Here is an 11,233-nt window from a genome sequence, read left to right as displayed (position 1 = left end):
CAATCAACAGCGTTTTTCGGTCATCCAGCTCACGGCGTGGTCGACCGCGTCCTTGATCGAGACCGTGCCCGACGGACTCGTCGGGCACGGCGCTCGGGGGCCGGCCGGGAAAGAGCGGTTCCCGGCGGCCGGTGGTGCGGCGATCAGTAGGTGGCCGGAACCAGCTTCGGGTCCGCGCCGTAGCTGTTGTCGTGGCGCTTGCCCTCGCTGGCGAGGAACACCAGCATGACGATGAAGCCGACCAGCGGGACGAGGCCGATGAGGATCCACCAGCCGGAGCGGTCCGTGTCGTGCAGGCGGCGGACGGTCACAGCCAGCGTCGGGAGGAACACGGCGAGCGTGTAGATGGCGCCGATGACGGGGCTCGTGCCGATGACGGCGTCGATGACCGCCAGCACAATGCTGATGAGCACGCTGAACAGCGTGAACATCCAGTACTCCTGGCGGCGGGCCCGCCCGTTGAACACCGCGTACTTCTTGAGCACGTCCAGGTACCAGTGCATTACGCCCCCCAAAGGACTGTGGTGCCTGATCCTCATGGATCAAGCCAGGGGCAGAACCTATGGGGCTTGAAGTGTGCGGGTCAAACTGTTACCTGAGACACAACGGGCGGCCGACTGACCGTCAGCTCGACTGTGCGGAAAAGCCCAGGTGGCAGGGGGGGAGGCCCCGTCGCGACGGGGGATACGCGACGGAGCCTCGACAGGGCTGGTGCCCGGAGAGTCGACGGGCACGCATGGCGCTTCGTGTGGCGTGGGACACACCAGGGGCGAAGCGGGTGGCGGGAGGGATCCCCCCTCGTGAGGCCCTCGTGAGGCACCCTCCGCCCCCGTTTTCCCTTTCGCTCCCCCGTTCAGCGGCCCCGGCCCGTGGTGAGCCGGTCCGCCGAGGCGATCGTCGCGCGGGCTTCGCGTTCGCTCAGGCCCGCGTGCACCGCCGCTTCGGTGAGGGCGTCGGCGAGGTCTTCCCCGATGCCGTTCTCGTACGCCCGGCATGCCGCCCAGAACAGACGGGTGTTGCGCTGGCCCTCGTGTGCCGCCAGGACGAACTGGACCAGGCCCTGGCCGTGCGGCGGGCGCGATCGTGTGGCGTGCCGGGAGCGCGTGGGGGGTGCGACGAGCCGGAGCAGGGCTCGGGGGCACGGCGCAGGCGAGAGTTCGGCGGTGCCGGGGGCCAGCCGGTAGGCGCCGTGGGCGGAGACCGAGCCGGGGCCGACCAGATAGCCGCCCGCGCCGCGCACGTCGATGCCGGGGGCGAGCCGGCTCGCGGAGTTCGGCACGACGACGTCCGGCGGACCGGTGAGCCACAGATGGCGGCCGCCGCTCGGGGTGAGCACGGTGACCGTCTCCGGAATGGTGAACAGATGCCGCAACGCCAGGTGTCGGAGCGCGGAGACCGAGTCGGTCGGAGCCTTCGTGTCGAGGTCGATGCCGATCAGATGGTGCGGGGGACGACCGCATGCGATGCCGTATCCGGTGGCCCAGGGCGCGGCCCCGAAGAGCGCGCGCACGCCCGCCGGGTCGGTGGTGGCGTCGTGGACACCGTGGCCGGGGAGGCCGCACTCGCCACGGCACAGGACCGGCTCGGCCTCGCCGTGGTGCGGGGAACGCAGGGCCGGAAGCTTCGTGGGGGACAGGGGGATGACGGGGAGCCCTCGCTCCGCGGCGGAGAGGGCGTGGGCGAGGGCCAGGGTCGCGGTCTGCCGGTCGGTGATGGCCATGGCTCTATTTTCGTACAAGCGTTCGAAGAAGGGAAGAGGGGAAGGTCGGCCGAAGATGTGCCGTAACGCTTCGTCCCTTGCGGCCACTGGGATGTGTCGCCTCTGTGCTGCTGAGCTGCCGCCCTGTGGTGGGGAAGGGGGGTTTATCGACATGTCATCACGCTTGCGGGGGAATCGTTCCGGGATGGGTGGTTCGCCGGGGATTCGGTGGGCAACTCTGAGATCGCGACGTCGTGACCACGATCCGGAGCGGTCGGCCAACTGCTCTGGAACCAGCCGTACTTCCGCAGTTCCGGTTCCTGGAGGAAATGACATGGCAAGCATCCGTACCGCCCGCGTCCTCGCCGCTGTCGCAGCCCTGCCCCTCACGGCCGCCCTGTTCTCGGGCGTCGCCACGGCCGACAACGGAGCGTTCGCGGACGACGGATCGAACGCGACGGTGGCATCGATCCTCGGCAGCGGCGTCGGTGGCGACAACTGGGGTAATTCGACAGCCAGTCAGCAGGTTGCGAGTGGTGCCGGCGCATCCAATCACAGCAACATCGCCAGCGTGAACGGCTCCGCGTTCACGGCCATCGACCAGTCGAAGACCGTCGTGAACTTCACGAACCTGTGGTGACGACCGGCCCGACGGGGGGTTCGATCCTGGGATGAGCCACTGGCTGCGCGACGGCACTTCGGTGCCGTCGCGCAGTCGGTTCCGGGTGGAGGTGCGGCCTCGGTGGAGCTGCGTGCGGGGCCTCGCGCGATCGCGAGCGCGGTACGACCTTGACAGGGTAGCGCTAACTGACGGACAGTCAGATACCCCTTGTCCCCCCGCGATCCGTACGCCCGGGAGGCGGCCGCCGTGCACCTCGCCCCGACGGAGCGGCAGCAACAGCTGCGCGCCGAACTGCGCTCGTACTTCCAGGCGTTGATGCCGGAAGGTCCACCGCCACCGGCAGACGCGGAGGCCCGGCGTGCCCTGCTGCGCCGGATCGGCGCGGACGGCATGCTCGGTCTCGGCTGGCCCGTCGCGTACGGAGGTCAGGGCCGCGGCGCCGACGAGCAGTTCGTCTTCTTCGACGAGGCCCATCGCGCCGGTGCGCCGGTCTCGATGGTGACCCTCAACACCGTCGGCCCGACCCTGATGAAATTCGGTACCGAGCAGCAGAAGTCGGCCTTCCTGCCCGGCATCCTCAGCGGCGAGATCGTCTTCGCGATCGGCTACAGCGAGCCGGAGGCCGGGACGGACCTCGCCGCTCTGCGCACGCGTGCCGTCCGCGACGGCGACTCCTGGCTGATCGACGGCCAGAAGGTCTTCACGAGCAACGGCCAGAACGCCGACTGGATCTGGCTCGCCTGCCGTACGGACCTGGCCGCGTCCAAGCACAAGGGCATCTCGATCATCCTCGTGCCGACCGGCGCGCCCGGGTTCTCGTGGACACCGATCGAGACCGTGGGAGGTCAGACCACGACGTCCACGTACTACGACGGCGTGCGGGTGCCCGCGGCGAACCTGGTCGGCGAGGAGAACGGCGGCTGGAGGCTGATCACCAATCAGCTCAACCACGAGCGGGTGGCGCTCGCCGCGATCGGGATGCAGGCCGAGGACTTCTTCGCGGCCGCCCTGGAGCGGGCCCGTACACCCGATCCAGTGAGCGGCAGGCGTCGTATCGACGAGCCCTGGGTCCAGTTCCGGGCGGCCGAAGCGCACGCCAGGCTGGCGGCAACGCGCCTGCTCAACTGGCGTTTGGTGGGCGATGTGGAGGCAGGCGGACCGGCCCCCGGCGACGCGAGCGGGGTGAAGGTCGCGGGAACCGAATCGGCGGTCGAGGTGTATCGGATGTGCCAGGAGATCGCGGGGGAGGCCGGACTGGTCCGGGCCGGATCGCCCGGGGCTCTCGGCACAGGTGCTCCGGGGGACGGGGAGCTGGAGCGGATGAACAGGGCGGCACAGATCAACACCTTCGGGGGAGGGGTGAGCGAGGTGCAGCGGGAGATCGTCGCGACGATGCGGCTCGGCATGACGAGGGGGCGGCGGTGACGGACACGGACGTGCCAGGGCTGTACGAGCGGCTGAAGGCGTACGAGGGCAGGGCGACCACGACGGGCGGAACCGGGAAGGACCCGGTCAACGAGCCGATGATCAGGCACTGGTGCGAGGCGATGGGGGACATCAACCCGGCGTACCGGGGGCCGGACGCGGTGGCGCCCCCGACCATGCTCCAGGCGTGGACGATGGGCGGGCTGTCGGGACACACGGCGCATTCGACGGTGCACGACGAGCTGTTCGGCCTGCTCGACGACGCCGGGTACACCTCGATCGTCGCGACCGACTGCGAACAGGAGTATCTGCGGCCCCTGCGGCCGGGCGACCGGATCACCTTCGACGGTGCGATCGACTCGGTGTCGCAGTGCAAGACGACCAAGCTCGGGACGGGCCACTTCATTACGACACGGATGGACGTCCGGGCGAACGACGAGCTCGCCGGTACGCACCGCTTCCGCATCCTCAAGTACGCGCCGGCCGCGCGAAAGCCGAAGGGCAGGCGGCCGAGGCCGGTGATCAACAGGGACAACGCCGGATTCTGGGAAGGGGTGGCGGAGCACCGACTGCTGATCCAGCGCTGCACGGGCTGCGGCACCCAGCGGTTCCCCTGGCTTCCCGGATGCCATGCCTGCGGTTCGGACCGGTGGGACACGGTCGAGGCGAGCGGCACCGGCACCGTCTACTCGTACGTGGTGATGCACCACCCTGTCTTCCCCGGCTTCGCCGCACCCGACCAGCACGGCGACACGACAGGGCCGTATGCGGTGGGGCTGATCGAGCTCGCGGAAGGCGTGCGGATGGTCAGCAATGTGACTGGGGTGCCGTACGACAAGGTGCGCATCGGGATGCCTGTGGAGTTGGAGTTCCTGCGGGTGGACGAGGAGTTGGAGCTGCCGGTCTTCCGCCGTGCGGGTGCGGGATCCTACGGGGCTGCCGGTGCCGGTACGGGTACGGCCGGCGGCTCGGGCGCGACCGGGGGCGAGGACTGACCATGGACTTCACGCTCACGGAGGAGCAGACCGCCGCGCGGGAGCTGGCGGCCAGGATCTTCGGTGATCTGTCCACGCCCGACCGGCTCGCCGCCGCGGGCACCGGGACGGACGCCGAGTTGTGGAAGACCCTGTGCGCGGCGGGACTCGTCGCCGCCGTCGAGGACATCGGCCTGCTGGGACTGGTGCTGCTGCTGGAGGAACAGGGCCGGACGACGGCACAGGTGCCGTTCGCGGCGACCTGTGCGTACGGACTGCTGCCCCTCCTCGCGCACGGCACGGACGAGCAGCGCGAGCGGCTGCTGCCCGGGCTGCGGGACGGGACGGTGGTGGCGACGGGTGCCGTCACCGACCCCGGTGCGGTACGTGCCCGCGGCGGCCCCTCCGTCGGTGCCGCCGGGCCGGCGGAGGGTCGTCTGACCGGGATCGTCGGCTGGGTGCCCTGGCTGCTCGATGCCACGCATGTGCTGGTCGCGGACGAGGACCGGTGCCTGTGGTGGGTGCGGGTCGCCGACGCGGAGACCGAGCCGGTGCACACCACCGCGCCCTGGTCGGCCGCGCGGCTCGTCCTGGACGCCACCCCGGCGGAGCGGGTCGGGGCCTCGAGCGTTGATCTCGAAGACGCCCTGCGCATCGGCGGCACGGGGCCGTATCAGCAGGTGCTGAGCGCGAGCCGTATCGCCTTCGCCGGGCTGCAGGCGGGCGTGTGCGCCGGCTCGCTCGCCCGCGCCGTCGAACACACCACCACACGCGAGCAGTTCGGCCGTCCGCTCTCCACCAACCAGGGCGTGTTGATCCGTGCCGCCGACGCCCATATGGACACCGAAGCCATTCGTGTCACGGCCTACGAGGCCGCTTGGCGGTACGACGAAGGTCTGCCGTGTGTCACCCACGCGCTCACGGCGGCCTGGTGGGCGTCCGAGGCCGGAAAGCGCGTCGTGCACGCGGGCCAGCATCTGCACGGAGGCATCGGCGCCGATGTCGATCACCCCGTCCACCGGCACTTCCTCTGGGGACGGCAGCTCGACGCGTACCAGGGCTGCGGCAGCGCAGTACTGGCGGAGCTCGGAGCGATGCTCGCGAAGGAGGGAGCCCGGTGAAGGCCGGTGACGAACTGCCGCCGCTGGAGATCGATATCACCCGGACACTGATCGTCGCCGGCGCCGTGGCCTCGCGCGACTACCAGGACGTGCACCACGACGCCGAACTGGCGAGGGAGAGGGGATCCCCGGACATCTTCATGAACATCCTGACGACCAACGGTCTCGTCGGGCGCTACATCACGGACCGGATCGGCGGGCGCGCCGTTCTCCGCAAGGTCGCCATCCGGCTGGGCGCGCCCAACTACCCGGGAGACACGATGGTGCTGCGCGGCACGATCGCCTCCGTCACCGGGGACACCGCCGAAGTGCGGGTCGTCGGCGCCAACGGCATCGGCACCCATGTCACGGGCACGGTGACGGTGACCCTTCCACCGGAGGGCACTGTATGAGCATCCGCCGCAGGGACGAACTCGGCGGGCGGGCCGCCGTCGTCGGCATCGGGGCGACCGAGTTCGCGAAGGACTCCGGGCGCAGTGAGCTGAAACTGGCCGTCGAGGCGGTCCACGCGGCTCTCGACGACGCCGGCCTCTCCCCCGCCGACGTCGACGGCCTCGTCACCTTCACCATGGACACCAGCCCCGAGATCACCGTCGCCCAGGCGGCCGGCATCGGAGAGCTGTCCTTCTTCTCCCGCGTCCACTACGGCGGCGGAGCGGCCTGCGCCACCGTCCAGCAGGCCGCTCTCGCCGTGGCGACGGGCATCGCCGAAGTCGTCGTCTGCTACCGCGCGTTCAACGAACGGTCGGGGCGGCGGTTCGGCGCGGGTGTGCAGCAGCGGGAGCCGTCGGCCGAGGGCGCGGCGCTCGGCTGGAACCTCCCGTTCGGGCTGCTCACCCCCGCGTCCTGGGTGGCCATGGCGGCCCAGCGCTATCTGCACACCTACGGTCTGACCCCCGAGGCGTTCGGCCATGTCGCTGTGACCGACCGCCGTCATGCCGCCCGCAACCCGGCCGCGTATTTCTACGGGAAGCCGATCACCCTCGACGAGCACGCCGCCTCGCGCTGGATCGTCGAGCCGCTGCGCCTGCTGGACTGCTGCCAGGAGAGCGACGGCGGTCAGGCGATCGTGGTGACCAGCGCGGAGCGGGCCCGTGATCTGCCGCAACGCCCCGCGGTGGTCGTCGCCGCCGCGCAGGGCGCGGGCCGGGCACAGGAGCAGATGACCAGCTTCTACCGCGACGACCTCACCGGACTGCCCGAGATGGGAGTGGTCGCCCGGCAGCTCTGGCGGACCTCGGGCCTGGTGCCCCAGGACATCGACGTGGGGATCATCTACGACCACTTCACCCCCTTCGTGCTGATGCAGCTGGAGGAATTCGGGTTCTGCGGTCCCGGCGAGGGGGCGGAGTTCGTGGCGGCGGACGCGCTGCCGCTCAACACCCACGGCGGTCAGCTCGGGGAGGCCTATCTGCACGGGATGAACGGGATCGCGGAGGCGGTTCGCCAGATACGGGGCACCTCGGTGAACCAGATACCGCACGCGGCCAGAGCCCTGGTCACCGCGGGCACCGGCGTTCCCACATCCGGGTTGATCCTGGGCGCGGACGGCTGAGCGAGCGGGCTGAGCGGTGGCCCGGCCGCCCAGCCCGCCGTTCACTCGGCACATGCGCCTACGGAAATGCGCCGCCGCCGTCGCCCTCGCACTGACCGCCCTGCTCGGTCTGCTGCTGGCACCGGAACCCGAGCGGCCCGCGCCGAGGGACACGGCGTACGCGTCCGCGGTCGACGCCCCGCCGGGCGACGGCGCCCGCGCGGCGCAACCCCCCACCGACAGAGAGGCCGACGCCCCTACCGACGCCGACGCCGAAGCGGACACCAACACCAGTGCCGAGCGCCACAACAACGCCCTGCCGAAGAGCGACGCACAGCCGGACAGCAACGCCGACGCTCCCGCCGAGGGTTCCGGCGCCGTCGTCGACACGACCGCCGACACCGCGCTGACCTTCCGGGGCCTGGCGTTCGACACCTGCCAGGCACCGCCCCTGGCCGCGATGCGTGCCTGGCGCACCTCGTCCCCGTACGGCGCGGTCGGTGTGTCCTACGCCGGCCGTGGGCGGCGCTGCCCGCAACAACCCCGGCTCACGCGGGACTGGGTCGCCGAGGTGCACCGGATGGGCTGGCGGGTGCTGCCCGTGTTCGCCGGCTCGCAGTCCCCCTGCGTCCGGGACGAGCGCAGACGCGCCGCCGTCATCGGAGCGAGTCCCGGCGCCGAGGGGCAGCGCGAGGGCAACGAGGCGGTGGAGCAAGCCTGGGCGCTCGGCATGGCCAGAGGCAGTGCCCTCTATCTCGACCTGGAGGCGTACGACGTGGACGACGTGGCGTGCGCCCGCGCCACGCTCGACTTCGTCCGTGCGTGGAACCGCGAGGTACGCCGTCGGGGCTATGTGCCCGGCTTCCACAGCACCGCCGACGCGGGGGTGCTGCACATGGAGCGCGCCCGGCTGGCCGGCACGGGCGACCTGCCGTCCGCAGTGTGGTTCGCCCGCCGGAGCCCCGAGCCCGCCCTGTACGAGGACCTGTACGACGAGCAGGTCCTGAACCCGTATGCCTGGCGGCCGAAGCGGCGGATCCACCAGTACGACGGCGACGTCACCGAGAGCCACGGCGGCCACAGCCTGACCGTCGGCCGGAGCATGGCGGACGCTCCTGTGGCGCGGATTCGCCCCTGAGCGACTCCCGCCGCGGCCCGAGCGACCCGTGCCCGCGGCCTGAGCGACCCGCGTACCCGCCGGCGGAGTGACCCTTGGCGTGGCCTCGCAGGCCCGTGTCCGCCCCGGCGGAAGGGCAGCTTCCCCTGACCCGAGGGCGCACCGCCCCTGAGGGTCTCCTCCACCTTCAGGAGGTGAGGCCGGCACCGGCCGTACAACCTGAGGCGGACATGCCTTCGGGACCTGTGGCCGATCCGCCGAGTAGCACCCGCTCCTAGCGTGGACCTATGACCACGCCAGTCTGCACAAGCGTCTCGAGGCCCGCCGTGCCGGTGCCTCCGTCGTACGGCGCCGGCCCACGGCATGCGCCCCATGCTCGCTATTCGTCGTTCTCGTCGTACGTACGGGCGCGGGGGCCCGTGCTGCTGCGTACCGCCCGCTCGCTCACGGCGAATCCGAGCGACGCCGAGGACCTGCTGCAGACCGCGCTCACGAAGACCTATGTCGCGTGGGAGCGGATCGAGGACCACCGGGCGCTGGACGGTTATGTCCGCCGTGCCCTGCTCAACACGCGTACCTCCCAGTGGCGTAAGCGCAAGGTGGACGAGTTCGCCTGCGAGGAACTTCCGGAGCCGGAGACCGTTCCGACGGCGGACCCGGCCGAGCAGCAGGTGCTGCACGACGCCATGTGGCGCGCCGTGATGAAGCTGCCGGACCGTCAGCGCGCGATGGTCGTCCTGCGGTATTACGAGGACCTCAGCGAGGCCCAGACCGCCGAGGTTCTCGGGGTGTCCGTCGGCACGGTCAAGAGTGCGGTGTCACGGGCGCTGAGCAAGCTCCGCGAGGACCCGGAGCTGTCGCCCGTGCGCTGAACGACGGTTCCCCTACCCGGGGGTAGTGACATACCGCGCGGTACGTGAGCAGAATCTTCCCACCCTTACTGCCACGTAGCGCTAGCGCCCATCGGGAGGACGCCGTGCTGAGCACCATGCAGGACGTACCGCTGACTGTGACCCGCATCCTGCACCACGGGATGACGATCCACGGAAAGTCGCAGATCACCACCTGGACCGGAGACGCCGAGCCGCAGCGGCGCAGCTTCGCGGAGGTGGGCCGTCGTGCGACACAGCTGGCCAACGCGCTCCGTGACGAGCTGGGGGTCGACGGAGACCAGCGGATCGCCACCCTGATGTGGAACAACGCCGAGCACGTCGAGGCGTACTTCGCCATTCCCTCCATGGGTGCCGTACTGCACACGCTCAATCTCCGTCTCCCCGCCGAGCAGCTGGTGTGGATCGTCAACCACGCCGCCGACCGGGCCGTCATCGTCAACGGCTCCCTGCTCCCGCTGCTCGCCCCGCTCCTTCCGCACCTGCCCACGGTCGAGCACATCGTGGTCTCCGGCCCGGGCGACCGCAGTCTGCTCGCCGAGACCGCCGCGACGGTGCACGAGTACGAGGACCTGATCGCGGACCGGCCGACCACGTTCGACTGGCCCGAGCTGGACGAGCGGTCCGCCGCGGCGATGTGTTACACCTCCGGCACCACGGGCGACCCCAAGGGCGTCGTCTACTCCCACCGCTCGATCTACCTCCACTCGATGCAGGTCAACATGGCCGAGTCGATGGGGCTGACCGACCGGGACACCACACTCGTCGTGGTCCCGCAGTTCCATGTGAATGCCTGGGGCCTGCCGCACGCCACCTTCATGACCGGCATCAGCATGCTGATGCCGGACCGCTTCCTTCAGCCCGGACCGCTCGCGGACATGATCGAGCGCGAGAGGCCCTCGCACGCGGCGGCCGTTCCCACCATCTGGCAGGGACTCCTCGCCGAAGTCACCGCCAACCCCCGCGACCTGACCTCCATGTCGCAGGTCACCATCGGCGGTGCAGCCTGTCCGCCGGCCCTGATGGAGGCGTACGACAAGCTCGGCGTGCGGCTCTGTCACGCCTGGGGCATGACGGAAACCTCCCCGCTCGGCACGATGTCGCACCCGCCGGCCGGTCTCTCGGCGGAGGAGGAGTGGCCGTACCGCGTCACCCAGGGCCGTTTCCCCGCCGGCGTCGAAGCCCGACTGGTCGGACCCGCCGGCGAGGTCCTGCCGTGGGACGGCGCGTCCGCCGGTGAGCTGGAGGTCCGTGGCGCCTGGATCGCGGGCTCGTACTACGGAGGCGCGGGCGGCGAGGACTTCAAGCCCGAGGACAAGTTCAGCGAGGACGGCTGGCTGAAGACCGGCGACGTCGGCCTCATCAGCCCCGACGGTTTCCTCACCCTCACCGACCGGGCCAAGGACGTCATCAAGTCCGGCGGCGAGTGGATCTCGAGCGTCGACCTGGAGAATGCGCTCATGGCCCACCCGGAGGTCGCCGAGGCCGCGGTGGTCGCGGTGCCCGACGACAAGTGGGGCGAACGCCCGCTGGCGACGGTCGTGCTCGTGGAGGGCTCGACGGCGGACTACGAGTCACTGAAGGCGTTCCTCGCGGAGAAGGTCGCCAAGTGGCAGCTGCCCGAGCGCTGGGCGGTGATCCCGGCGGTCCCGAAGACGAGCGTGGGCAAGTTCGACAAGAAGGTGATCCGCAAGCAGTACGCGGACGGTGAGCTGGACGTCACCCAGTTCTGACGACTGCGTGAAGGGGGCGGTGTTTCACGTGAAACACCGCCTCCGACGCGTGAGTTGACGCCGTCGACCAAGGCCCCGACCACGGACCTCAGCCCAGGCCTCCGGCCACGGCCCCCGA

General features: G+C 70.6%; 11 protein-coding genes. 9 read left to right on the top strand and 2 right to left on the bottom strand.

Annotated features, from left to right (window positions below; genetic code table 11):
- Window positions 1-143: 143 nt before the first annotated feature.
- Window positions 144-503 carry a DUF805 domain-containing protein gene (locus tag ABTX78_RS28040; protein ID WP_352209571.1) on the bottom strand — a complete coding sequence of 120 codons (360 nt, stop codon included), beginning with the start codon at window positions 501-503 and terminating at the stop codon, window positions 144-146.
- A 350-nt stretch (window positions 504-853) separates the two neighbouring features.
- Window positions 854-1,720 carry a bifunctional DNA primase/polymerase gene (locus ABTX78_RS28035; protein ID WP_352209570.1) on the bottom strand — a complete coding sequence of 289 codons (867 nt, stop codon included), beginning with the start codon at window positions 1,718-1,720 and terminating at the stop codon, window positions 854-856.
- Between the two features lie 313 nt (window positions 1,721-2,033).
- Here ABTX78_RS28035 and ABTX78_RS28030 point away from each other — a divergent pair, with 313 nt between their 5' ends.
- The 9 genes from ABTX78_RS28030 to ABTX78_RS27990 all read left to right on the top strand — a co-directional run bounded on the left by ABTX78_RS28030 (window position 2,034) and on the right by ABTX78_RS27990 (window position 11,115).
- Entirely contained in the window at window positions 2,034-2,339 is a 306-nt protein-coding gene (locus ABTX78_RS28030; protein WP_352209569.1) for a hypothetical protein, read from the top strand.
- Window positions 2,340-2,567: 228 nt separating this feature from the next.
- Window positions 2,568-3,746, top strand: a complete 1,179-nt coding sequence (locus ABTX78_RS28025; RefSeq protein ID WP_352209577.1) for an acyl-CoA dehydrogenase family protein — start codon at window positions 2,568-2,570, stop codon at window positions 3,744-3,746.
- Window positions 3,743-4,741: a bifunctional MaoC family dehydratase N-terminal/OB-fold nucleic acid binding domain-containing protein gene (locus ABTX78_RS28020; RefSeq protein WP_352209568.1), complete on the top strand. Its 999-nt coding sequence runs from the start codon at window positions 3,743-3,745 to the stop codon at window positions 4,739-4,741. Before ABTX78_RS28025 ends, ABTX78_RS28020 begins: the two co-directional genes overlap by 4 nt.
- A 2-nt stretch (window positions 4,742-4,743) precedes the next feature.
- Window positions 4,744-5,841, top strand: a complete 1,098-nt coding sequence (locus ABTX78_RS28015) for an acyl-CoA dehydrogenase family protein (protein ID WP_352209567.1) — start codon at window positions 4,744-4,746, stop codon at window positions 5,839-5,841.
- Window positions 5,838-6,233: a hotdog family protein gene (locus ABTX78_RS28010; protein ID WP_352209566.1), complete on the top strand. Its 396-nt coding sequence runs from the start codon at window positions 5,838-5,840 to the stop codon at window positions 6,231-6,233. The genes ABTX78_RS28015 and ABTX78_RS28010 overlap by 4 nt, the downstream gene beginning before the upstream one ends.
- Window positions 6,230-7,396, top strand: a complete 1,167-nt coding sequence (locus tag ABTX78_RS28005) for a lipid-transfer protein (protein WP_352209565.1) — start codon at window positions 6,230-6,232, stop codon at window positions 7,394-7,396. The genes ABTX78_RS28010 and ABTX78_RS28005 overlap by 4 nt, the downstream gene beginning before the upstream one ends.
- A gap of 52 nt (window positions 7,397-7,448) precedes the next feature.
- Window positions 7,449-8,513, top strand: a complete 1,065-nt coding sequence (locus ABTX78_RS28000; protein ID WP_352209564.1) for a DUF1906 domain-containing protein — start codon at window positions 7,449-7,451, stop codon at window positions 8,511-8,513.
- Between the two features lie 266 nt (window positions 8,514-8,779).
- Window positions 8,780-9,364: a SigE family RNA polymerase sigma factor gene (locus ABTX78_RS27995; RefSeq protein WP_352209563.1), complete on the top strand. Its 585-nt coding sequence runs from the start codon at window positions 8,780-8,782 to the stop codon at window positions 9,362-9,364.
- A 104-nt stretch (window positions 9,365-9,468) separates the two neighbouring features.
- Window positions 9,469-11,115, top strand: a complete 1,647-nt coding sequence (locus tag ABTX78_RS27990; RefSeq protein WP_352209562.1) for a long-chain fatty acid--CoA ligase — start codon at window positions 9,469-9,471, stop codon at window positions 11,113-11,115.
- The last annotated feature ends 118 nt before the right edge of the window (window positions 11,116-11,233 follow it).

Origin of the sequence: Streptomyces sp. NPDC096193 (assembly GCF_040302905.1) — a bacterium.
GTDB lineage: Bacteria > Actinomycetota > Actinomycetes > Streptomycetales > Streptomycetaceae > Streptomyces.
The sequence above is the reverse complement of the archived record's forward strand: the minus strand, read 5'-3'. Positions and strand labels throughout refer to the sequence as shown.